The sequence below is a fragment of the bacterium genome, assembly GCA_026414725.1.
Classification (GTDB): Bacteria; Ratteibacteria; UBA8468; order B48-G9; family JAFGKM01; genus JAAYXZ01.
The window spans coordinates 80806-105387 of sequence record JAOAIL010000002.1 but is presented as its reverse complement, the minus strand read 5'-3'; the positions used below and the strand labels follow the sequence as shown (position 1 = coordinate 105387).

21 protein-coding genes are annotated in these 24582 nt (G+C 31.4%); all 21 read right to left on the bottom strand.

Annotated features, from left to right (window positions below; genetic code table 11):
* Nucleotides 1-7: 7 nt before the first annotated feature.
* A complete protein-coding gene (locus tag N3D17_01710) occupies nucleotides 8-1762 on the bottom strand; it encodes a glycosyltransferase family 39 protein (GenBank protein ID MCX8082104.1) in 1755 nt (584 codons plus the stop codon).
* Nucleotides 1746-2975 (bottom strand): glycosyltransferase family 39 protein, encoded by a 1230-nt coding sequence (locus N3D17_01705; GenBank protein ID MCX8082103.1) that lies wholly within the window; start codon nucleotides 2973-2975, stop codon nucleotides 1746-1748. The genes N3D17_01710 and N3D17_01705 overlap by 17 nt, the downstream gene beginning before the upstream one ends.
* 11 nt (nucleotides 2976-2986) lie before the next feature.
* Nucleotides 2987-4708 carry a glycosyltransferase family 39 protein gene (locus N3D17_01700; GenBank protein ID MCX8082102.1) on the bottom strand — a complete coding sequence of 574 codons (1722 nt, stop codon included), beginning with the start codon at nucleotides 4706-4708 and terminating at the stop codon, nucleotides 2987-2989.
* The gene (locus N3D17_01695) at nucleotides 4705-5391 is read right to left on the bottom strand and encodes a glycosyltransferase family 2 protein (GenBank protein MCX8082101.1); all 687 of its coding nucleotides are present in this window, start codon (nucleotides 5389-5391) and stop codon (nucleotides 4705-4707) included. The genes N3D17_01700 and N3D17_01695 overlap by 4 nt, the downstream gene beginning before the upstream one ends.
* Nucleotides 5388-7292, bottom strand: a complete 1905-nt coding sequence (asnB, locus tag N3D17_01690; protein MCX8082100.1) for an asparagine synthase (glutamine-hydrolyzing) — start codon at nucleotides 7290-7292, stop codon at nucleotides 5388-5390. The genes N3D17_01695 and asnB overlap by 4 nt, the downstream gene beginning before the upstream one ends.
* A 70-nt stretch (nucleotides 7293-7362) precedes the next feature.
* On the bottom strand, nucleotides 7363-8457 hold the full coding sequence (locus N3D17_01685; protein MCX8082099.1) for a glycosyltransferase: 1095 nt from the start codon (nucleotides 8455-8457) through the stop codon (nucleotides 7363-7365).
* On the bottom strand, nucleotides 8457-9602 hold the full coding sequence (locus tag N3D17_01680; protein ID MCX8082098.1) for a glycosyltransferase family 4 protein: 1146 nt from the start codon (nucleotides 9600-9602) through the stop codon (nucleotides 8457-8459). Before N3D17_01680 ends, N3D17_01685 begins: the two co-directional genes overlap by 1 nt.
* Entirely contained in the window at nucleotides 9599-10582 is a 984-nt protein-coding gene (locus N3D17_01675; protein ID MCX8082097.1) for a GDP-mannose 4,6-dehydratase, read from the bottom strand. Before N3D17_01675 ends, N3D17_01680 begins: the two co-directional genes overlap by 4 nt.
* A 12-nt stretch (nucleotides 10583-10594) precedes the next feature.
* Nucleotides 10595-11320 (bottom strand): glycosyltransferase, encoded by a 726-nt coding sequence (locus tag N3D17_01670; GenBank protein ID MCX8082096.1) that lies wholly within the window; start codon nucleotides 11318-11320, stop codon nucleotides 10595-10597.
* Complete coding sequence (locus tag N3D17_01665) at nucleotides 11313-11810, bottom strand: hypothetical protein (GenBank protein MCX8082095.1); 498 nt, start codon at nucleotides 11808-11810, stop codon at nucleotides 11313-11315. The genes N3D17_01670 and N3D17_01665 overlap by 8 nt, the downstream gene beginning before the upstream one ends.
* A gap of 145 nt (nucleotides 11811-11955) precedes the next feature.
* Nucleotides 11956-12876: a GDP-L-fucose synthase gene (locus N3D17_01660; protein ID MCX8082094.1), complete on the bottom strand. Its 921-nt coding sequence runs from the start codon at nucleotides 12874-12876 to the stop codon at nucleotides 11956-11958.
* Entirely contained in the window at nucleotides 12873-14066 is a 1194-nt protein-coding gene (locus tag N3D17_01655; protein ID MCX8082093.1) for a DegT/DnrJ/EryC1/StrS family aminotransferase, read from the bottom strand. Before N3D17_01655 ends, N3D17_01660 begins: the two co-directional genes overlap by 4 nt.
* Complete coding sequence (locus N3D17_01650) at nucleotides 14063-15532, bottom strand: B12-binding domain-containing radical SAM protein (GenBank protein ID MCX8082092.1); 1470 nt, start codon at nucleotides 15530-15532, stop codon at nucleotides 14063-14065. The genes N3D17_01655 and N3D17_01650 overlap by 4 nt, the downstream gene beginning before the upstream one ends.
* A 2-nt stretch (nucleotides 15533-15534) precedes the next feature.
* A complete protein-coding gene (locus N3D17_01645) occupies nucleotides 15535-16482 on the bottom strand; it encodes an NAD(P)-dependent oxidoreductase (GenBank protein MCX8082091.1) in 948 nt (315 codons plus the stop codon).
* Nucleotides 16475-17983: a hypothetical protein gene (locus tag N3D17_01640; GenBank protein MCX8082090.1), complete on the bottom strand. Its 1509-nt coding sequence runs from the start codon at nucleotides 17981-17983 to the stop codon at nucleotides 16475-16477. The genes N3D17_01645 and N3D17_01640 overlap by 8 nt, the downstream gene beginning before the upstream one ends.
* The gene (locus tag N3D17_01635) at nucleotides 17964-18899 is read right to left on the bottom strand and encodes a glycosyltransferase family 2 protein (GenBank protein ID MCX8082089.1); all 936 of its coding nucleotides are present in this window, start codon (nucleotides 18897-18899) and stop codon (nucleotides 17964-17966) included. The genes N3D17_01640 and N3D17_01635 overlap by 20 nt, the downstream gene beginning before the upstream one ends.
* Nucleotides 18881-19816 carry a 1-deoxy-D-xylulose-5-phosphate synthase gene (locus N3D17_01630; GenBank protein ID MCX8082088.1) on the bottom strand — a complete coding sequence of 312 codons (936 nt, stop codon included), beginning with the start codon at nucleotides 19814-19816 and terminating at the stop codon, nucleotides 18881-18883. Before N3D17_01630 ends, N3D17_01635 begins: the two co-directional genes overlap by 19 nt.
* Before the next feature lies 1 nt (nucleotide 19817).
* Nucleotides 19818-20651, bottom strand: coding sequence for a transketolase (locus tag N3D17_01625; protein ID MCX8082087.1), 834 nt, complete (start codon nucleotides 20649-20651; stop codon nucleotides 19818-19820).
* 12 nt (nucleotides 20652-20663) lie between these two features.
* Nucleotides 20664-21644 carry a kinase gene (locus N3D17_01620; protein MCX8082086.1) on the bottom strand — a complete coding sequence of 327 codons (981 nt, stop codon included), beginning with the start codon at nucleotides 21642-21644 and terminating at the stop codon, nucleotides 20664-20666.
* A 9-nt stretch (nucleotides 21645-21653) separates the two neighbouring features.
* A complete protein-coding gene (locus N3D17_01615; protein ID MCX8082085.1) occupies nucleotides 21654-23189 on the bottom strand; it encodes a hypothetical protein in 1536 nt (511 codons plus the stop codon).
* A 125-nt stretch (nucleotides 23190-23314) separates the two neighbouring features.
* A complete protein-coding gene (locus N3D17_01610) occupies nucleotides 23315-24580 on the bottom strand; it encodes an ABC transporter ATP-binding protein (protein ID MCX8082084.1) in 1266 nt (421 codons plus the stop codon).
* Between the last annotated feature and the right edge of the window lie 2 nt (nucleotides 24581-24582).

Below are 24582 nucleotides of genomic sequence, written 5' to 3'. Positions count from 1 at the left end.
TACATAATTATTTATTAGCTTTCCAGATTATTACTATAGGATTAAAATAGCAATAGTCTGGAGGTATAGGTTCATAATTATTAATAAATTCTATGTTAAGTATAGAAGGCGATTTCACAAAAATTTTTAGTTTTTCATAATTGTCTGATAAATAATTTTCTATTTCTCCATATCTGGAAAAGCGCCAGTCAAAGCTGCTGGTTACAAAATATACAGGGATATTTTTTTCAAATTCTTTTTTATTTTCTATTATAGTCACTTTATATTTTGCGAAGGAAAAAGGAGTAGTTCTAAAAGCCACAGGTGGTTCTTTAAGTCCAATACTTGTACCTTCCGGTATATTTTTATTTATCCATTCTCCGGCTATGTATCGGGGATTATCTGTTGTGAATAATTGTAGATGGGCGAGTGTATATAATATTGTATAAAGAAAACAAAAAGCAAAAATGCTTATACTGAAAGGAACAACTTTCTTTATTCTGAAGATTTTTGCTAAACTACCCCCGATAATTAAAGTTATAAAAGGAAGAAAGAATATAAATCGTAAGAGATAGTTTGGATAAGAAGTACCGAAGAGAATAAAACCAATAACAACTGGAGATATGACTAACAATTCTTCTTTCTTGAGTTTCCATAAAGAAATTGCCATACATATTAAAAACAATATCCATAATGGAGTTCCAAGATGCATTTTCAATACCGTAGTTAGATAATAGTAATAATTATATAAGGAAGGTCTATACTGAACATCCATTCTTGTAAATTTATATTCAGCGACAACTTCATTAATAGAAGATAGAAAATAAGGATTGGTAATTAAAAAAACGCCTGTAATTATTAACATAGATAGAAGAAAATTTTTTGTAAACGATAAATTGTTTTTTGATTTATATAAGATAATAGTTAAAGGAATTAAAAGAGAAATGAGTATGCCATAAGGTATTAAGATAGATACCGTCAATCCTGTGAATATACATCCTAAAACAAAATCTTTGTTTTTCCAATTTTTATTTTGTAATGTCTTTAGAAGAAAATATACTGCAAGTAAAATCCAGAACAGTGAAAATACATGAGGTCTTGCAAAATGATTCCAAATTACAATTCCAGGAGTAAAAATAAATAGTAAAGAAGATATAATTCCATGTAATTGTCCTTGTAACCTATATCCAATTAGAAAAATAAGGAAGAATGAACCCAAAGATAACAATATATTTACGATTCTTAATGCGATAAATATTTTCCCTATCTCAGAAGGATTTAATAGGTAGTATCCTATATCTTTTTTTATGTTTAGAATACCAATAAATTTCAATATAGCAAGGTACAGCCCCTCGGAATATATGTAAAACCCTCCATATGCAAAGTATGAGGGATTGAAGTTAAATCGTTTGGGCTCCATTCGTTCTAATGGAATTAAAACCCCTTCATCTGGTATTCCAGTGCGTAATAGATAACTTCTCATCCCGTTTATTATGTTTCTTTCTATAAAAATTTGTTTATTATTATATAAAAATGGAATTTTTTCTTCAGGATTGTAAGTAGGATAATATTCTGCTACTGCAGTTTTAACCATTTCTCTTATTGTCTTACGTTCTCTTATCAACGTTTCTATATTATCCTTTACATTTTTTTCGTTTTCAAAAACAATATCTCTTACTTTTTCCCCAGGTGTTAAAAAGTTTAGACCCATTGAATTTATTAAAATACAGAGAATACTTCCTGCTAATAAATAAACGAAATTAAAATTACATTTCTTTTTCATAGATTTTTTTATTTTTCATCATAATACTTATTTTATATATAGCATAACATCCTATAAATAGAACTATTGGCATTAAAGGTTCACGGTATCTTATAATGGTTTTAAAAAATAGAATGATTGGAAGAGACCAAAAGATAATTATAAGATAAAATAATAAAAAGTTCTTCCATTGTTTTAAAGATAATAAAAATCCCAGTCCAGCAAGTATAAAAATTGGTAGATTGGTAATAAGTGCTATTCTTGTATGGTATGGCTTATAACTTTCTCCCGGTCCTGAAAATGTATGTGGTGTTAACTTCCAGAATCTTAAAAACCTATCTTTCACAAGTTGCCAGTATATATCAGGATGTGTTTTTATAAATCTTAATGCTTCTCTGTAAAAGAATTTATCTGTTTCTATCTCTGAAAGTCCTTTAATTTGTTGAATAATTGGTTCGTTGTAGTATCCTGTAGGGTCCCAATACCCGGATGGTTGATATATTGATTTTTCATTATTGGCTATATAACAGACGATACCTCCTTCCGTTGAAGTTAAAACGAATGTCTTATGAATTCTGTAGTTTCTTAAAACCCATGGAGATACTGTTATAATAGTTGTTACTATATAAAAAAGGAATTTTCTTAACAGTTGTTTTCTGTCTGTTATAATTAGCCAGATAAATACAATGGGTAAAAATACAATGAAAACAGAGCGAGTTAAAATACCTATTCCTGTACATAATCCAGATATTATGAAAAAGAATATATTATTTTTTTTATTCTTGCTTTTAATCAATAGTAGAACTATAAGTAAAAGTACAAATGTCTCTAATGTAACAGGTGCAAGGTATCCAGTCCAGAAGATAGAGGGAGGATAAATAGTATATATAAAGGCACACCATAAGGCCGCTATTTTACTTTCCAAAATTTCTGAGGTGAGAAAAAATAAAAGGATACAACATAATGAACTTAATAAAGCAAGTCCAATCTTTGCGGCAAAATAACTGTGTCCAAATATCTTATATATACATCCAAGAAAAAAAGGAAAAGCAGGTGGACGCCAAGAGTAAAATCTTACGCCATCGGGAAAATAAGGATTGTTAACCCAGTAGCCCTGTCGTGTTGCTAATTTCCAACCGAGTTCATCCCACCAGTCCCCCCATACATCCACAGTATTATTTAATGTAAGAATAAACCCAATCCGAAGGATTAATGCAAAAAAGAAAATTAACATTAATTTTATAACTAGTTTTTTCTTCTCCATATTAAGATTACAGGATTTGGGTGACACCAGTCATAGGGAATATCTTCTGGATGTTTAAATTTAATTCCAAATATAGAAGGTTCTTTTTCAAATTTTCTCAAAATTTCATAATTAGAAAGAGTATCTTTTATTGCTTTTATTCCATGTCCTCTCAACCACTGATATTCACTTACAACAAAATACTCTGGTTTTATTTTCTCAATTTCTTTTTTGTCTGCTGTAATTGAAATATTATATTCAAGAAATCTAAAAGGAGGAGTTCTCCAAGGTGAAGGTGCTTCTAAAAGTCCTATTTTTTCTTTGGGTGAGATATTTTCGTTTATCCACATACCTGCTTCTATACGTGTGTTTTCCATATTAAATAGTTTAACATAAGCACCAGTGTAAAGTGCAGTATATACTCCAACAATTATAAGATAGGATGTAATGATTTTACTAAATCTAACACGAGAGAACAATAAACCTGTATATATTATAAATAAAGGATATAGGAAAATACTGTAATGGACCCATTCTGCTGTTGTAAAGGCAAAATAGAAAAAACCAGGTAATATAATAAATAAAAATATAAAAGATAATCTGTCAGGTTTATGAAACAATCCTGCTATAAATCCTGCTAATAAAGTAATCCATAATAAAGTTCCCATACCATATCTGAGAGTGTTAAAAAGGAATATAGATATGGCACTAAAAGAAATATTTTTATGCCAGTATGTCCTTAAATATTGAAGTTCCTGTAAGAATTCTTTATAGGAAAGGAGCACATATGGATTTGTTAAAAAGAACACAGCAAGGAATATTATGTACGATAAAAAAATGTTCTTTGTTTTCCATACAATACTTTTTCTGGCAAATAAAACGAATAAGATGACAGCCCAGTAGATATACCCATAAGAAAGTAATGTTCCAAATGATAATCCGGAAAATACAGAGGCGATAAATATCCATTTTTCTTTTTCGGATTTATAAAATTTTATCAGAGCATATATAGTAAGTAAAAACCATAGCATTCCATAGGAAAATGGTTTAAGATAATGAGACCACATTACAAAACCAGCAGATGCCCCATAAAATAGAGTCAGTATATAGACGAGGAATTTATTTTTGAATAGTTCTTTGCAGATTAAGAAAAATACCATAATGGAAATTAGAGCACCTATTGCACCACAAAATCTACCCCATATATAAAGTTTTCCTATCTCATATGGATTGAAAAAATAGAATGACATATCTGAAGTAATAGTAATGATTTTTAATTTTGAAAGAAGATAAAATAAAACACCCATTGGATATAGATAGACACCTCCATATTCGTAAAAATGCGGGTTAAAATCAAGATGGGATGGTTTCATTTTACTTAATGCACTTAAGACCGCTTGTTCGTCTGCCCCTGAAGAACGAGTGAGATAACTCCTGCAGGAATTAATAATATCTTTTGAAATGGTTCTTTTTCCATTAAAATCTAATGTTATTTTCTCCCCGAGATTATAATCCTGTTTATACGGAGCACCATAGTATACCTGCATTTCTCTTATTTCCTGGTGTGTTGTTAACATTACAGGCGTAAGTTTTTCTATAGTTTCTTTATTTTCAAAAACCATAGAAGATACTTTTCCACTCGGTGTGCCCCAATTTATTCCAGAGAAATGAAGATATATAAATAGAAGAAGAAAAATACCGAGGAAATATTTTTCTAATTTCATCGTTTAATCCTGTATTTTATAAGATAAAAAATTGCTTTTATTCCATCCTTCCAGTTTATTTTTTTCCCTTCTTTTCTTGGAATATATTTTATAGGAACTTCTTCAATCTTATATCCTTTTTTTAAAATCTTACAGGTTATTTCTGGTTCAATTTCAAAACCATTTGTATGGAGATTTAAGGATAGCAATAATTCTCTCGGGCATAATTTATAGCAGGTTTCCATATCGGTTATCCTGCTCCCAAATAATATATTTGTGAGGTTGGTGAGAAATCTATTAGCCAGAAAGTTTATAAATGGCACTGATTGTTTTTTAAGAAATCTTGAACCATATATAACTTTATACTTGTCGTTAACTAATTTAAAGATAGAAGGTATATCTTCTGGATTAAGTTCTAAATCCGCGTCCTGAAAGATTATATATTCTCCTGTTGCATATTTTAGTCCTTCTCTTATAGCAGCACCTTTACCTTCATTTTTCTCTTTAAAGATTATCTTACAATTAGTAGATTGACACACTGGATTGGAAAATTGGAATTCTTTGAGAAGTGTTCCTGTACCGTCTGTGCTTCCATCATCTATAACTATGATTTCTTTTTCTAATGGAAGAGAAAAAACTTTTTCTAATACAGTAATAATTGTATTTTTTTCATTATATACAGGTATTATTATTGACAGTTTCAAAACGATTCTCCTTCTATAAATATTCTATACCAGAGTTCAAAAACAAGTAAATTCCATAACCGTGCTGTATGGTTTTTCTTCCCTTCTATATGCTGATAAATTATATTTTTTACTGCTTCAGGATTAAAAAAGTTTCTTTTTGCAAAACTATCAGAAAGAAGATACGAACATAGATAATCCTTTAATTCTTTTCTGAACCATTCTCCTATAGGAAGTCCAAACCCCATCTTTTCTCTATTAAGTATCTCTTCTGGTAAAAATCCCTGTAGTTTCTTTTTTAAAATATATTTAGATGTCCATCTTTTGAATTTAATTTCAGGTGGGAAAGAAGCAATTGTTTCAACAAACTGCTGGTCAAGGAAAGGACTTCTTGTTTCAAGTGAATTAGCCATAGAAGCAATGTCCATTTTTACTGTAAGAACATCTGCTAGGTATAAATGAAAGTCAGTATAAATCATTTTTTCAAGCAAATTTAATGTTTTAGTCGCTTCCCAGAAGTTTCTTAAGGGAGATAGGGCATCTGTATTATGTAGTTCTGACTTAAACCAGTTAGAATAAATCTCTTCTTTATGTTCTGAGGCAAAGGAAATAAGCCGTCTTCCATATGCATAGGCGTCTCCATATTTTTCTGTTTCATCCATCCATTTCCATATCCGAAAAAAGGTTGAATCGGGATGTCTATTATACCCATCCAAAAGTGTTTCTATCAACCATTTTTTTATAACAAATGGAATAATAGAAGTACCAAATTGAATATTTTTCATTAAAATCATCTGCCAGTATCTTGTATAACCAGCAAGGTTTTCATCTCCTCCATCTCCATTAAGGGCAACCGTAACATATTTTTTTGTCTCCCTCGCTACATAATAGGTAGGTATCATTGATGTATCAGCAAAAGGTTCATTGTAATGCCAGATGAGCTTCGGGAGTATCTCCATAATATCTGGTCTTACAATAAACTGGTGGTGTTCTGTGGCAAATCTGTCAGCAACAATTTTTGCATATTTCAGTTCATCAAATTGTTTCTCATTAAAACCGATAGAAAATGTCTTAACAGGCCTGCGGGATAGAGAAGACATAATTCCTGTAATTGTAGAAGAATCAATGCCTCCTGAAAGAAACACACCTAAAGGAACATCTGCTATCATCCTTATTTTTGTTGACTCAACAAGTTTTGACCAGAGAAGGTCAGAATACTCATATTCGCTTTTAAGTTTTATCTTTTGATGAAAGTTTATATCCCAGTAATTTTTAATTTCTTTTATTTCTCCATTCTGCCATATAAGATAATGTGCAGAGGGTAATTTTTTAATCTTTTTGAATATCGTACCAGGAGAAGGAACTGCCTGATATGTTAGGAATAAATCAACAGCGAGAGGGTCAATTTCTTTTCTAACAGAAGGATGTAAAAGCAGTGCTTTAATCTCTGAAGCAAATATAAATCCTTCGGGTAATTCGCAATACACAAGTGGTTTTTTACCTATTCTATCTCTCGCAAGAAAAAGTTTTTTCTCTTTACCATCCCATATAGCAAATGCAAACATTCCTCTTAAGTAATTAAGACAATCAATTCCTTTTTCTTCATAAAGATGGAGTATAACCTCACTATCTGATTTACTTCTAAATTTATGCTCTTGTTCTTCCAATAATTTTCTTAACTCCTGAAAGTTATAAATTTCCCCATTACATATCAGAAATATACTTTCATCCTCATTTGATAAGGGTTGTTTTCCTGTGATAAGGTCTATTATTTTAAGTCGTCTGTGTCCTAATCCTATAGTATCTTTTATATAAAAACCACTCTCATCGGGTCCTCTATATTCCATAATGTCTGTCATTTTCTTAAGTAATTCACTATCTACCGAGATATTTTTATTTATTATTCCACATATTGCACACATTTTTTATCCCTTTTCATTATTCATAGTTTCTTCACTTTTAAGAGGATAAAAGCAGGGTAAAAGTGAAATACTATTTATACCCCAATGCCTCTATATACAAGGTTTCATATTCCCTTACCATTCTTTCAAGCGAAAATCTCTCTTTTATTAAATTATACCCTGCCTCTCCCATTTTTTCTTTTACTTCAGGAGTTTTCCAAAGGAATAATATCTTTTCTGCAATATCTTTTACATTATCCTTTACAGGTACCAGGAATCCATTTTTTTCATCTATAATCAGCTCAGCAATTTCAGGTATATTTGTTCCTATTACTGGTTTTTTCAGTGCCATCGCTTCAAGTACTATATTAGGCATTCCCTCAAACAAAGATGGGACAACAATAACATCACATAAAGAGAATATAGAAAGTATGTCTTTTCTATAACCGGTAAACATAACATTTCCAGAAGTTCCATTATCTTTTACAAACTTTTCAAAGGTATTTCTTAAAGGTCCATCTCCGACAAGTACAAACTTAGTTTTGGGGAATATTTTTATTACTTCAGGAACTGCTTTGAGAAGATTGATAAGACCTTTTTGTTCTGTAAATCTTCCTCCTGCTCCAACCCAAAAACCCTCTTTTTTTATTTCAACTCGGGTATTTATATTTCCGAATTCTTTTAAGTCCACTCCATTATAAATCACAGTTATCTTATTTTCAGGTATTTTTTCTGTTTTTTGATAAAATTTTTTCACCGAATTGGAATTTCCCACTACTTTATATGTATATTTAAGTAAAATTCTATCCGTCCATTTGTGATACCACCTTTTCCATATATCTACACACCTTTCAGAAGAGATTATTACAGGAACTCTCCCAATTATACCAGAAATCCGTCCCCAAGTGTTAGAAGTAAACATAAAGGTATGAAGAATATCAGGACTCTCTTTTCTAATTATTGAGATTAAACGGAACAAGAAAAACACATCTATTTTCCACTTCTTTCCTGCTATTATAACATTTGTTTCCTTTTCAAACTCTTCTTTTAACCTTCCACCTCTCAAGGCAATAACTACATGTGAAAACTTTTCTTTATCCATATTCTGGATAAGTTTCAATAACTGTTTTTCTGCCCCTCCTATTTCTAAAGTCCCAATTACATAACATATTTTGATTTTTTTCATTATGTTACCAAACTCTTATAAACCTCTAATGTTTCTTTTGCACATTTTTCCCAACTGAATATTTTACTTCTCTCAAGTCCTTTTTTTATCATTGCTGATTTAATAGTATCATTATTTAAAATTTCTATGATTTTATTACATGCTTCTTCCTTATCATAAGGACTTACAGTGATACCAGCATCAGCAACTATTTCAGGAAGGGAGGACACATTAGAAACTACCACAGGACAGCCACAACTCATTGCTTCAAGGGCAGGAAGACCAAACCCCTCATAAAGAGATAGGAAGAGAAATAGTTCAGCCCCTGCATAAAAATAAGGCATATTTTCAACAGGGATTTCTGTTAAACAAAAAACATCCTGCTCTATTTTTCTGTCTATAGAAATTTTTAAAATATCATTCTTCAAATAATCAGTACCTGCTATAATTACAAGTTTTTCTTCAATTTTCTTTTCTTTCAGCATTTTATAAACATCAAGTAAGAAAGGAAGGTTTTTTCTTTTTATAGATGTCGCTACTGTAAGAATGTACTTTTCAAATGGAAAATGTTTTTTTAAAAATTGTCTTGCTATTTCCTTTTCAATAGGTTTAAAAATAGATGTATTAATTCCTAAATGCGTAACTCTGATTTTATTGTCAGGTATATCATAAACCCTTATAAGGTCATTTTTAGTGGAAAGTGAAGGAGTAATTATAATATCTGCTCTGAGGGCACTATCTTTTATATATTTGTACCATTTATCTTGATAAAATCCTGGGTTTATTTCAAACGATAGGTCATATACTGTATATACTGTCTTTATCTTTTTGAAACAGGGTAAATACCCCCCACAGAATCCATGGTATACAGATATGGGGTTTTTGCTTAAAAAGAGTTCTATTAAAGGAAATTTTATTTTTTGCTCTGTTATTTCTACAATTTTAGAAGGTAAAGGTAGAAATCTAAAGTGAAATTTATCAGAGGTAAGTATTTCCTTTATATGTTTAATTCTGCTGTGATATTTTCTTATAAAATAGCCATAGATTATATATTGATTCTCCGGTGCGACCTTATATAGTGCATCCAAAAATTGAGGTATCAGATAGTAAATTCCTCCTTTTTCCCGTGAAATAAGTCCCATTCCAGCATCAATGCATATATTCATTTTTTCTGAAGTTTCTGTATTTCTTTAAGGTCATTTTCAACCATAAGTTTTACAAGTTCTTTAAATTTTATTTTAGGTTGCCAGCCAATTTCTTTTTTAATCTTTGTTATATCTCCTTTAAGTTCATAAACCTCAGCAGGTCTGAATAAAGAACTATCTATTTCAACATATTTTTCCCAGTTCAGTTCTGCTGTTTCAAAGGCAAGTTCAACAAATTCCTTTACAGAATGTGTTTCTCCTGTTGCTATAACGTAATCTTCTGGTTTGCTTTGCTGAAGCATTATATACATTGCTTCTACATATTCAGGAGCAAATCCCCAATCTCTTTTTGCTTCAAGATTTCCAATCTTTATTTTATCAGTAAGACCAAATTTTATCATTGCAACTCCCCTTGAAATTTTTTTTGTAACAAATTCAAATCCTCTCCTCGGTGATTCATGGTTAAAACATATGCCGCTACAGGCAAATATGTTATAAGCTTCTCTATAATTTTTTGTAAAATAATAGCCAACTACTTTTGAAATTCCATAAGGAGATCTTGGATTAAAAGGAGTACTTTCTTTCTGAGGAGTTTCAAGAACATGTCCGAACATTTCACTGGAGGCAGCAAAATAAAATTTACAATCTGGTTTTCTATTTTTTATAGCAGATAGAATATATGTTGTTCCATTTATATTTGTATTCAATGTGGAAAATTCATCTTCAAATGAGTAACTTACAAAACTCTGAGCGGCAAGATGATAACATTCGTCTGGTTTGACCTGTTCAACTATATTATAAATACTGGCATAACTTTCCATAGAACCACAGTGTAAATATAATTTATCTCTAATGTGTTTTATTCGCCATAATCTATGTTCCGGATCTTCAAAAGCAACTCTTCTTACAATACCATGAACTTCATATCCTTTTTCCAGCAATAATTCTGCAAGATAAGAACCATCCTGACCCGTAATACCTGTTATCAATGCTTTTTTCATAATTTCCCCTTTTTAATATAGTTCATTTTTACAATAATTTCTGATATTACATATATACTGTGCCAATTTTAGAGCGCTATAATGTCTATCTCTTGCGAGAGAAATAAATAGATGATGGTCTTTATATGTATTTCTCGAAAGATATGTTTCATCAGGTGATGATTTATCTGCAAGGTAATGTCTATGTTCAAAAATTACATCAGACATGTAAAAAATTCTGCTATATCCAAGTTTTCTTAGTTTGATAAAAATATCAAATAAATGCGTTTCTATAAGAAATCTCTCATATCCATAATGAGAAAATCCATCCAATATCTCACATACTTTTCTTGAAATTCCTGGGAAAGTAGGATGTTTTTTGCCTTTATGCAGGTCATTTCCATAGATTAGATATATTTCATCCTGAATATCTTTTATACGATTCAGAATTAAAATATCCCAATTTGCGGTTTCAAACACGGCATCGTCATTTATATTTATTAAACAATGTCCTTTTGATTCTTTATAACAGGTATTTAAAACCTTTCCCATTTCCTGGCGAGGTCCAGTAATCTTTTTTAGAGTTATTTCGTTTAATGTAATATCTCTACTCTGTAAATCATCTTCATCAATATATAAAACAATTTCTATATTTTTATAGTCATATGTTGTTTTTATTATGCTTTCAAACAACCTTTTTAATGCCCATACTCTATTTCTTGTAGGTAGTAGTAGAGAAATTTCTGGAATTTTATTCATTGTTTAAAATCTCTATATTTTCTGGATGGACACCACTTCTTATCAGTTTTTCAAATTTTTCGTATGAATTAATAGAGGAAGTGACTAAAACCGCACCATTATAACCACATAGTTCAGAATAATGTTTTACATAATATCCCAAAAATTTTAAGCCACTAACATTGTCATATATTCCCTTAATTTTTATCCCGCTTCTTTTCATAAGCAATATGATTATTTTGGCTGTATCGCTTATGCCCACCAGAGCTACTTCTTTTTCTTTAGAATTTTTCTTTTTATTTATGAAGTTATAGCATTTTTTAATTAAGGACTTGTTATTACAGTAAATAAGTATTGTAGTAAAGATGATGTTTTTGATAAAACGGTAAAGATGCCTTATCAGAAAAAAATAATAGAAGATTTTTTTTAGTTTCTTTAAACCATTTCTTTCTTTACTATCTGTATCTGTTGAACTTATTGTTATGCTATATTTAGTTTTTATATTTCTCATTTTTCTTCTGAAATATGCGGGTATGTCAGACAAAGAAAGAATACCGTGAAGTATAATGCTAAATTTAATATTTTCAAACATTTGTACACTAAAACTATTAATTAAAATAAGAAAAATTCTTATATTCGTTAGCATATTTTTAGAATTATCTCATAAACCATTGTAAAGTTTTCTTTATTCCTTCTTTTATTTGTGTTTTTGGCTTCCATCCTATATTTTTAATCTTTGTTATATCAAGGCATCGCTGTAACATTCCATCAGGTTTAGATATATCAAATACTATTTCCCCTTTATATTTTATTTCCGACTTGATGATATGCGCTATTTCTGATATTGATACAGAAGTTCCTGTTCCGATATTATAAATTTCACCACCTTCCAGGTTTCTCATTAAAAATATACAGGCATCTGCCATGTCATCTACATATAAAAAGTCCCTCGTGGGTTTGCCTGTTCCACCGATTGTTACTGATTTCTCATTATTTCTTTTTGCCTCATAAAACTTTCTAATTAAAGAAGGGATAACATGTGCCTCTTCGTTAAAATGACTTCCTCCGGGACCATAGATATTTCCTGCTATAACAGGGATGAAATTAGAACCGTACTGTCTGTAATAAGAAATACACATTTTGATTCCTGCTATTTTAGCGATAGCATATGGTTCGCTCGTTGGTTCAAGTGCTCCTGTTAAAAGATATTCTTCCTTCATGGGTTGTTTACAGAACTTTGGGTACATACAGGAACATCCTATATAAAGTAGTTTTTTTACCTTATAAAGGAAAGAAGAATGAATGAGATTAGCAGATATAAGAAGATTTTGATATATAAAGTCAGCCGGATATTTCATATTAGCATATATTCCACCTGTTTTCCCAGCACATACAAATACATATTCAGGTCTTTCCTTCTTAAAAAGTTTTTCAACTTCTTTTTGATTTATAAGGTCTAATTCGTTATGTGTTTTTAAAATAAGATTTTTATAGCCGAGAGATTTAAGCCCTCTGGTGATAGCAGAGCCGATGAGTCCTGTATGACCTGCAATATAGATTAAACTGTCTTTTTTCATGATTTTTTACTAATAAAATCCCTGAAGATTTTGATGATATAATCTATTAAACTTTTATCTATATTCTGGTGAATTCCTATATGAATACCATTGTTTCCTATATATTCAGCATTTGGAAAATTACCTTTCTTATAGCCCAAAAATTTGTATCCACTACACTGTGTTGGTATAGAAGAAAAGAGGTCTCTTGTATCTATTCCGTTTTTAGTGAGAAAATCAACGAGTTGGTTCCTGTTAATATCAACCCCCTTTTTAATAATAACAGGGAAAGCATGAGGACCTATCTTTTCATAAGGTTCTTCTTTAATTGTAAAAAAGTAGTCAGAAAATTCTTTAAATCTTTCTATCATAAGATGTAAATTTCGCCTTCTTGCACTCAAAATTTCCTCATATATATCTAAATTACCAAGACCAATTGCTGCTTCAACTTCATTCATTTTTGATGAAAACCCTGCGCGTTCAAAGACAAATCTTATATCTCTACCTTCTTTAAATCTTTTCCTACAGTATGCTTCTGATGTGTTTAATGTACAGACATTACATTTACATGCTCTCCCATGGGACCTTAATGACCTTAAAATTTCAGCAAAATCACTTCTATCAGTTGTTATAATTCCTCCTTCTATTGTTGTTATTATATGTGCTACATATAAACTAAAACCAGCCATATCTCCAAGACATCCTATTTTTCTTCCTTTATATTCTGCTCCATGAGCTTCAGCAGCGTCTTCAATAATAAACAACTTATATTTTTTTGCGATATTGATTATCTTATCCATCTCTGCTGGTTTTCCCATAAGGTGGACAGGTATAATTGCCTTTGTTTTCTTGGTAATGGCACTTTCTATCTTCTCTGGGTCAATATTCAATGTCTCTAATTTTATATCAACAAAGACAGGTGTAAAACCTGCCTGTAAAACAGCATTGGCAGTAGCAATAAAAGAAAGAGCAGGTATTATTACCTCATCGCCTCTCTTTGCTCCAAAGTCATAAAGAACTGCCAGTGCAAGTGCCAGTGCATCTGTGCCAGAACTTACTGCAACTGCTTCTTTTGTTCCTGTAAGTTCGGCGAATTTTTTTTCAAATTCCCTTACATATCTACCACTTGAAACTCTTCCTGTTTTTAATATCTCTTCTATCAATTCTTTTGATTTTTGGGTGATAGATAATGCTCCAAAGGGTACTTTCATTTTATGTGTTTCCTTTCAATCTTATGTTCAAGCATCTGTTTTATATGCTGGACCACTTTGCTACCAAATTTCTCATTTATCATATCCAGATATTCCTTTCTACTGTAATATCTGATAAATGCTTCATCTCTGAATTTTAAAACCTGTTCTCCTGTAAGATATTTCGTTGGTAGTGGTAATGTCTCATAAGAAAGTTGAGCATAACCATCCCATCTGTCAGGTAGTGTTATTCCTTTTTTAATTGCTTCATAGTAGAGCCCAGAACCAGGATAAGCCATAGCTGCATAGAAATTTACATATTCACAGTTCAGTCGCTCTGCCATTTGTAATGTTTCTTCCATTGTTTCAAGGTTATCATCAGGAAGTCCAAATATAAAATTACCTAATACATATATACCGGCATCTTTCGTCATTTTTATTACATTTTCAATTTTATCCTGCTGTATTTTTTTAGAAACCCCTTCCCTAACTTGTTCATTTGCTGATTCAATACCATAACATAGCCAGTTCACACCTGTCTGTTTTAGTTTCCTCAATATGTTTTCATCAACCGTATCAATTCTCGCATAAGCCCATATATTTAGTTTGTATCCTCTTTCAATTATAAGGTCACATATTTTTTCTACCCTCTTTTTGTTTAATACAAATAACTCATCTGCAATTTTAAGATGCCTGATTTTATATTTTTCAACAAGCAGTCCTATCTCATCAACTACCTTTTCACAGGAACGGTATCTTATGCCTGGCTTCTGATTATAAACAGCGTGGATATTGCAATAATTGCAGTGGTATGGACAGCCAAAACTTGTATATATAGCAGCATAAGGGCTCCTGTTTTCAATATCTCCAAAACAGTGCCAGTTGTGTGCCCTATATTTTTCCATAGGTAAAAGGTCCCAGGCAACAAAAGGAAGCATATCAACATCTTTAATCAATTCTGCTGGTTTATTGGCTTTTATTTCTCCGTTTTTTCTATAGAATAGCCCTTCAATCTCATCAATTTTTAAGGACTTATCTTTTAGCATCTTTAGTAATTGTAGAATGGTATAAAACCCTTCTCCGTAAGCAATATAATCTGTTTTTTCTTCCTTTAATGTCTGTTCAGGTAGCGCAGAAGGATGAATACCACTTAATACTATTTTTACATCAGATTTTTTCTTAATATTTTCTATTAGTTTCCTTGTCACAACCATTTTGGGAGTGGATGAAGCAGAAGGATTTGTTCCCATAACCACGATATTTATCAATAATGGAGTATTTTCTAAAATCCTGTCCGCAGTTTCTTCAGGAGATAATTCTTCTGCATCAGCATCAATGATTTTTACAGAAAAACCGAGTTGTCTTATGAAAGAAGCGGTTAGTCCACACCATAAGGGTGGTTCTATACCTGCAAGTGACTGTCCCAATTTTCCATATGTGGCTGAACGGACACCGGGATTGACCAGAATCAAATCAATGTTTTCCATAATCAGATATTTGTAAACTGATTTTTTCTTATAATCTGGTATCCTTTTATAAGTTCTTTTATACCTTCTTCTACAGATACTTCTGCTTTAAAACCGCTCTTTTCTATTTTTTCATTGCTTACAATATAGTTTCTTTTATCAGGGTCTTCTCCTACTTCTGCTTCAACAAAATAAAAGTCAGGTATCTGTTCTTTTATCTTCTGACAGAGTTCAATCTTACTTAAATTTGCATTACTTAATCCAAAATTATATGGCTGGTTTTTCATTTTATCAAAATTTGTTAGACAGTGTAAAAAAACCTTTGCGACATCTCCTATATAAACATAGTTTCTTTTAAAATGCCCCTGAAAAAGGATTAAACTTCTATCTGTTACCGCTCTATAAACAAAGTCATTTACAAGCAAGTCAAGTCGCATCCTTGGGCTTATACCGAAAACAGTGGCTAATCTTAAAGTTATAGAATTCCCGGAGTCAAGAATTGCTTTTTCTGCTTCTACTTTTAATCTACCATATAAAGAAATGGGATTTAGTGGTGTTTCTTCTGTGCAATAAATTCCTTCCTGTCCTATACCATATCCACTATTTGTTGTTGGGAAGATTATAATTTGGTCTTTACTTCTTTCTTTTATGATGGTTTTAATTGCATTGAGGTTCACTTCTTCTGCTGTAATTGGGTTTTTTGCACAGGCAGGTGCACCTGTTATACAGGCAAGTGGGAAAATAATATCCACTCTTCTTATTAATTCTTTCAATAAATTTTTGTCTCTTACATCTCCTCTTATGATTTCAAGATTTTTAAAGTGGCAACAGTCAAGAAGTGACGTCTGATTATACATAAAATTGTCAAGAACTATAATTTCATAACCTTTTTCTAAGAAAAAGGGGACTAAAACAGAACCAATATATCCTGCTCCACCAGTAACTAGAATTTTTATTTTTTTATTATTCATAACTACTCCTTTTCCATATATAACATCCATTTATATTACCTATCAAAATAAAATTTTCATATAGATACTTTGCAATAGCAGGATATTTATCTATAGTGTAATATCCCATATTTAATAAACTTTTATTAGTAACATCTATAAAATATTTTACTTTATTGGATTCAAGGTCGTAAAGAAATAATTGCTCTGCTTCAGGGAACTGTATAATTTTCCGGATATCGTAATAAACAAAACCATTAACCGGTTCTACTGATGAAATAAACCTTGTTCCTGGTTCTCTTTCTGAGAATATATATATTCTCGGATTTAATCCCCAGAGTACTATTTTTTCATTCTGCGGAACATTTTCCTGAATATAATTTATCAATTCAATATCTTTATTTTTTTCATATCTTGCTTCCCATTTTTTTTCTTTTATGAATCTTATCCATTGCTTATGAAAGTCAATACCATTCCAGTGTAAAAGAGATTGGGAAATAGAAAGTAAAATTAAAAGATAAAAATATTTTTTGACTTTACCGAAAGTATATATCTGATGGAAGTTATAAAATCCCTTAACTGATAAGAGAAAAATAAAAGGAATGAGAGGAATATAGTAATGAGGGAAAGGCAAGCCATGCATAATTGCCCATAGTAAAGTAGAGAAGAATAAAAGAACTATATCTATATTTTTTAGAAAAAGGGATTTGTTAAATATTACAGGTATTCCAAACATTAAATATACTGGATTAAACAATAGTAATCTACCTAACATAGCAAGGGTATGATAAATCTTTCTCCATAAAGGGATTGTTTTTGAAATAAAAATGGCATATTTAACATTCCATAACCAGAAGTCAGATAGTAATCCTTTGTGAAACAGATAAAAAATAAAAAAAACAGGTACTATTGAAGAAGCAATAAAAAATATTAGAGGTTTTAATCTTACTTTTGTGTAATAGTATGAAAGAAAACCACAGGATAATATAGAAAATATACTAAATGGTTTGAATAGTAAAGTGCTTCCAGCGATAATTCCTGCTAAAAAAACCAATTTATTTTTATGAGAAAAGTATAAAAGTAAATAAAATGTTATTAGTATAAAAAATGTAAAGAAAGGTTCCCTGCTGCCTGCCATATTCCCGGGGTAAAAACAAGCAAGGAAGAATGGATATAAAAAGGCTATAAAAGCAAATTCTCTTTTTATATCTTTGAGAAGTATTTTATATATCAAAAATGAATTTAATATAATTAAACATAAAAGTGTTAGATGGAGTATTAATGTGTAGTGTGTTGCAGAAATTTTTACCATAAGTAAATAAATCCAGAGTAGGAATGGACCTTTTGGTTCAAAAACATCTTTATATATTAGTTTCCCTTTTGCGAGTTGTATAGCTGATGCGAATAACCCTGCCTCGTCAATAAAGGCAAAATATGAGAAGATATAGGGAATCCATAAGAATAATAAAGCACATAACCATATTGAAAAGAAATAAATTTTTTTATGATGTATCGTTTTCATTGATGTTAATTAAACTTTCAACGATATAATTAGGCCTATTTAGAACCTCTTTCCATATTCTTCCCGTATAAACACCAACAATTCCTATAGAGAAAACTATAATTCCAGACAGGAAAAATATAATCACGAGCCAGAATTCTAAAATATGTAAAATTGACAGGATTAAGAAAATTATTCCAGAAAAAAATAAAATAATTCCAAATATAACGATGTATAACAGAGGTAAAATTGAGAAAGAAGTTAGTCCACTTATAAATTCCATAAATGGTCCCATACTTCTTAAAAAGGGGAAATGTGTTTTACCTTTTACTCTTTTTTCACGGACATAATAAATATAGTCCTGTTTAAATCCAACCCAACCTACTATTCCCCTTACATAAGGGTCTTTTTCTCGTATTTTTAAAATTTCGTTCAGTGCTTTTCTTGATATGAGTTTGAAATTCCCTGCTTCTTGTAATAATTTAACTTCAGAGATAAATCTGATAATTTTATATGCAATCTTTGTAAGAACAATTTTAATTTTACTTTCACCTTCTCGTTTTTTTCTTATTGTATGAACAATATCCATTCCTGCTTCCCATTTTTTAATAAGTTGTGGTATTAATTCTGGAGGGTCCTGTAAGTCAGCATCAAGAGTTATAACAGCATCTCCTCTGGCATAATTAAGCCCTGCAATCAGCCCTTGATTATATCCAAATCTTCTGGAAAGATTTATTATCTTTATTCTTGTATCTTCTTCAGCATATCTCTTTAGAATTTCAAGCGATTTATCAGTAGAAGCGTCATTAACGAAAATTATTTCATACTCATAACCTGTATTTTGTATTGCATTTTTCGTCCTTTTTATAAGGTCTGGGATGTTTTCTTCTTCATTCCTGAATGAGAACACAATGGAAATCAGATTTTTTGTATCCATTTAAGAATTTCCTTTACAATGGTCTTTATATCCAGTCCACATATCTTTTGAATATTCTCCCTTCCACCATACACATAGTAATATCTATCATTTATCCCTATCCTTTTAAGTGGTAGTTTTATGTTATTGTCAGCGAGAAATTCAGCGACCAAACTTCCTATACCACCGGCGAGAAAATGTTCTTCAAGGGTAACAATCCCTTTTATATTTTTAACTATAGAAGATAACAATTTTTCATTTAGAGGTTTTATTCTATACAGGTCAATTACACCAGCAGAGATGTTATGTTTTTTAAGTTCTTCAGAGACATCCATGGCTCTGTGAACCATATTTCCCGTTGCTATGATGTAAATATTTTTACTTTGTTTAAAGACGGTTAATCCATCAGAAAAATTTTCATTTTTAGTATAGATATCAGGTAAAAGTTCTCTGTCCAGTCGGATATAGCACGGGGAAGATAAATGATAGGAAATATCAGCCAATTTACCTGCCATTATACTATCTGTAGAGTTAAAAACTACCATATTGGGTAGTGCCCGCATAATTGTTATATCTTCAGTAGAATGATGAGTGGGACCTGAGTCGTGATAACTAAAACCTGCTCCTACTCCTACGGCAACTACAGGAACATTCATGAGGCTTATACATATTCTGGTTATTTCATAACATCTTGCGGTAACAAAGGGCATAATGGCATAAATAAATGTTTTCTTCCCACTTAAAGCAAGCCCTGTTGCTAAGGTAACCATATTTTGTTCAGCGATGCCAACATTTATAAACTGTTCCTTCAGATTATTTCTGAATTTATCAAGGGCGGGTGCTCCCATATCCGCACTTATTACCATTATATTTTTATCTTTTATTGCAAGTTCATATAATCTACCAAAAAAAGCATCTCGCATTGATATTTTATTCATTTTAAGTTCCTTTTTTTAGTAATTCACATATTGCTAATTCTGCTTCTTTACCTTTCGGTGCTACACCATGCCATAACGGTTTGTTTTCCATAAAACAAACACCTTTTCCTTTTATTGTATTGGCTATAATAACCAGTGGTTTTTGGGTTTTATTTGCCCGTTTATGAACTTTTGAAAGAACGGAAAAAAGCTCTTTAAATGAATGGCCATCAATTACAGCAGTATCCCATCCAAAAGATGCCCATCTTTTATCCAGTGGTTCTAATTTCACGATTTTTTCTGTGAAGTCCATAACACATAGTCCATTTCTGTCAACTATGGCAACTAAATTGTCTAACTTATGATGACTTGCAAACATAGCAGATTCCCAGATAGAGCCTTCATAACACTCTCCATCTCCAAGTAGTGTAAATATCATATGGTCTTTCTTATCCTGTTTGGCTGCTAATGCCATGCCTACTCCTATTCCAAAGCCCTGTCCAAGAGAACCTGCTGTAATTTCTACTCCTGGGATATCATGCTGTAAATGTACTCCGAATTTTCCATCTGCCTTACAAAAATTATCTAGCCATTCTATCGGGAAAAATCCTGTATCAGCTAAAACAGCATATAAAATAGGGCTCGCCTGTCCTTTGCTTAAAATAAATCTATCTCTTTTTTCCCATTCAGGTTCATCTGGTTTGTAATTAAGAATTTTCCCGTGATACAAAGCAACAAGAATTTCCACACAGGAAAAAGAAGAGGTTACATGGCCTGTCCCTGCTTTAATACACATATCAAGCACTTTTTTTCTCATTTCACATGCTTTTATTTCTAACTTTTTTATATCATGCATTTTATCTCCTTATCACTCTTGATATACAATTATTTGACTGCCATAATTTTCAAACCTAAATGGAACAAAAAGTCCACCTATCTCTTCTTTTATTCTTTGGTGTAATTCTGGAGGAGCAAAAAATAGCATAAATCCACCTCCACCTGCTCCTAATAGTTTGCCTCCTATTACTCCTGATTCCCTTGCTTTTTCATATATATTGTCAATATATTCATTAGATATTCTTTTGGTTAGTTCTCTTTTTAACTTCCATGTCTCATCAAGCAATTTCCCAAATTCTTTTATATCTTTTCCACCAGCGAGTATGTTTATTGCCTCATCAACCATCTGTTGAATTATTCTTAATTCATATTTCTTTTTGTCAATACAAGAAATCTGTTCTGCTGCAATTTCTGATGCAATTCTTGAGAATCCTGTAAAATAGAGTAGTAAGTGTCTTTGAAGTTCTTCTTTTCTTTCTGATGGAAGAATAATTGGTTCTACTGTGAAACTATCGTCTGGATGGAAAGATATTTTATTAAGGCCTCCAAATGCTACTGCAACCTGGTCCTGCGAGCCAACATTTTCTTTCAGTATCTCCTGTTCAATATATATCGCTTCTTTTGCTAATTTTTCTTTGGATGCCATAGTCCCTTTTAATGCATAAAGAGCATTCAGAAGTCCAACTGTAAAAGATGAACTTGAACCCAGTCCTGTTCTGGCAGGTAGGTCACCATCATGGTGTATCTCAACCCCTTCATCTATTTTCATGTACTCTAATACTGCCTTTACAGCAGGATGTTTAATCTCACCAATAGATTTAACATTTTCTATTAAAGAATATACAACCCTATGTTTGTGTTCAAAAAATGGAGGAAGATATCTACAACTTATATAGCAATATTTATCTATTGTAGTAGAAAGTACAGACCCTTTATTATTACGGTACCATGCAGGATAATCAGTTCCTCCACCGAAGAAAGATATTCTAAAAGGAGTTCTGCTTATAACCATTATATCCTCTCATAAAATTAAAATGTTCTCTTTTTTTACTCCATAGTTCATTAATTTGCTAATCTCTTTTCTTACTTCCCTTTCGTATCTTTTCCAGTTTACTGTAGGGATATCAAAACTTCCCACTTCTACTTCAGGTGTTATTGCAATGATTGTCTTTCCATTAAAGGTTTCACATTTATCTATCTCTCTTATATTTATTTTGAATTTTTTAGCAATATATTTAATAATTTTCTTTAAGTCCTTGTTCCCTACCACAACTACTGCTGTCTCTTCTTTAAGATTATTATAAAATAAACTAAGGCAGTTTTCTAATATATTTTTGTTATAGGAATAAAAAAAACGTAGAAGAAAAAAATAAAACCATTGAGGTGCTTTATATAACTTTTTTATTAAAGGAACAACAGGGTAAATACTTTTTTTATTCAAATTACTTTCAGCCAAAATTTGTTTTCTATTCTTGTTTATTTCGCCTTGAATTTTTCTCGGAAGAGATTTTATTGCTGGCATGAAGGAGTTTATAAAGAGAAATTTCCAGAACAGAGTATTTATCTTAAAATAGCAATCCTGGTATTTCTTTAAAAAACTATTAAACGAAGGTGTTTTTTTGATATTGTCAGCTCGCCATTCTTCTGCTGGTTTAAATTCTGCTAATAAATTGTCTGTATTCGTTGTTATACCTGTTCTGAGTAATTTTATTGCAGGATTTTCTACAAGGGCTAAAATCCTTCCATTAAAAATAGAAGAAAGTGCTGTTGTTGACATTTCTAGACCATCATTAGGTCCTCTATGGTCTATTTTACTGCCTCCCTGTCCCGGATGCCAGGTGTGGTATAGAAATTCTTCTGTATGCCAGATTTCTCTTTTGCCAGCGTTTTTCAGACGGAATGTCATATCATATACACCACATACATGCCCTAAATAATCAATATGTTCATCAGCACCACCTATATCTATTAAGTCATCTCTTTTTGCACACAGGCAGGCGCCATAATTGAGAAGATGTATAGGGTCAGATAATTCAGATACAGGTGTTTTACCATCCCAGCGGAATACCATTCCTTCAGAAGTAATTTCATCAATAGAAGGATAGTTAAATGGATAAAATTTCCTTTTCTTGTTCCTTATCTCATCTATATGTAAAACAATATTGTCATTTTCATTAAATGTCTTGATTATTGACTCTATAAAAGTGCTTCTTACCATCGCATCGCTGTCAGGAATAACTATAATCTTTCCTCTGCTCACAACAATACCTAAATTAAACATTCTGTGTTTATGATGGCAGAAGTCCTCCGGGGTTTCCATTACTATCCACTGGTCAAGAACAGGTATTCCTTTTTTTAATGAATTATTGAGTTTATCCATAAGTTCTTCGGGGATTCTGCTATAATACTCAATCCATATAATTTCATATCTATCCCTCGGAACAGTTTGTTGATTCAAATAATCCAGAATATGAAAACTATGTCTCACAGACCAATCAATGAGAATAATACTCACTTCCGGGTTTTTCAGATTATAGTTTCTATATATGATTTTCATTGTTCTTTGAGTAGTGTTTATCTTTCATATTAAATGTCAAAAGATATTTCATCAGTTGATGGTTTATTCTTTCCAATTTACATATTGTTGAGGATTTATAAATAAAATTTTCATAGTATTTTTTCTCAGTCAAAAAATCTATTAGGTATTATATAAATCCCATCTCTGGGATTCTGTAGTTCCCAGTTCGTTTCAAATGGTCTGCAGTCCGTTATTTCAAAGTTCATTGCATCTTCCCATATATCAATCTCGTCCCTATCTCCACTTTGAATTCTACCTTTTCTTAAAACAAGTTCTATTCTATAGTTCCCAATTGTCAGGTTTGTCGGTCCTATTTCTATTCTTAGGTTCATTACTTCCGTCTCAAAATATTTATTATGTAATTCTGCGGAAGCACCAGAAAATATCATTATTCCATTTTTGTCATATATCCTGAATACAATATGGTATTTTTCTTCAATTTCACCTTCAAGATGAACAGATAAAATGATTTTTTCATTGTATTTAAATCCTATCCTCGGATTTCCTTCTTCATCAAATAATTCGGTTTTAACAAAGTAGAATTTCTTGTTTCTTATTTCTTCTTTATCTCTTATCCTTAAAGAGGAAATACCTCCATATTTCTGGATAAATGCCTCTTCATATTCTCTTGTAATTTCATCACTATTTCCTGTTTTCTTTATCTCCCCTTTTTCAATCCACATAACTTTATTACACAATCCCCTTACAGCAGACATATTATGACTTACAAAAAGGACGGTTCTTCCTTCTTTTGCTACCTCACCCATTTTACCGAGACATTTTCTCTGAAAGGCAATATCCCCTACTGCTAAGACCTCATCCACAAGTAGAATTTCTGGTTCAAGATAAGCAGCAACTGAAAAGGCAAGTCGGACATACATACCTGCACTGTATCTTTTAACAGGAGTATCAAGAAACTTGCCTATTTCTGCAAATGAAACAATATCATCAAATTTTCTGTCTATTTCTTTTTTCCTCATACCTAATATAGCAGCATTTAGATAGATATTTTCTCTCCCTGTTAATTCAGGATGGAAACCAGTCCCTACTTCCAGGAGTGAACCAACCCTGCCTCTAATTTCAACATAGCCATATGTAGGTTTTGTTATTCTGGATAGAATTTTTAAAAGGGTGGTCTTCCCTGCTCCATTTCTTCCTATTATACCTATAACCTCTCCCTTCATTATTTCCAGTGATACATTTTTCAATGCCCAGATATAGTTAATTTCTCCTTCTCTTTTAAAAGTTTTTTTGAAAGGGGTAGAGATAAACTTTACTATTTCATCTCTCAGTGTTCGGTAAGGCAATTGTTCCCCTATTCTATATCTTTTACTCAAGTTTTCTATCTTAATTGCAATCTCTCTATCCATTT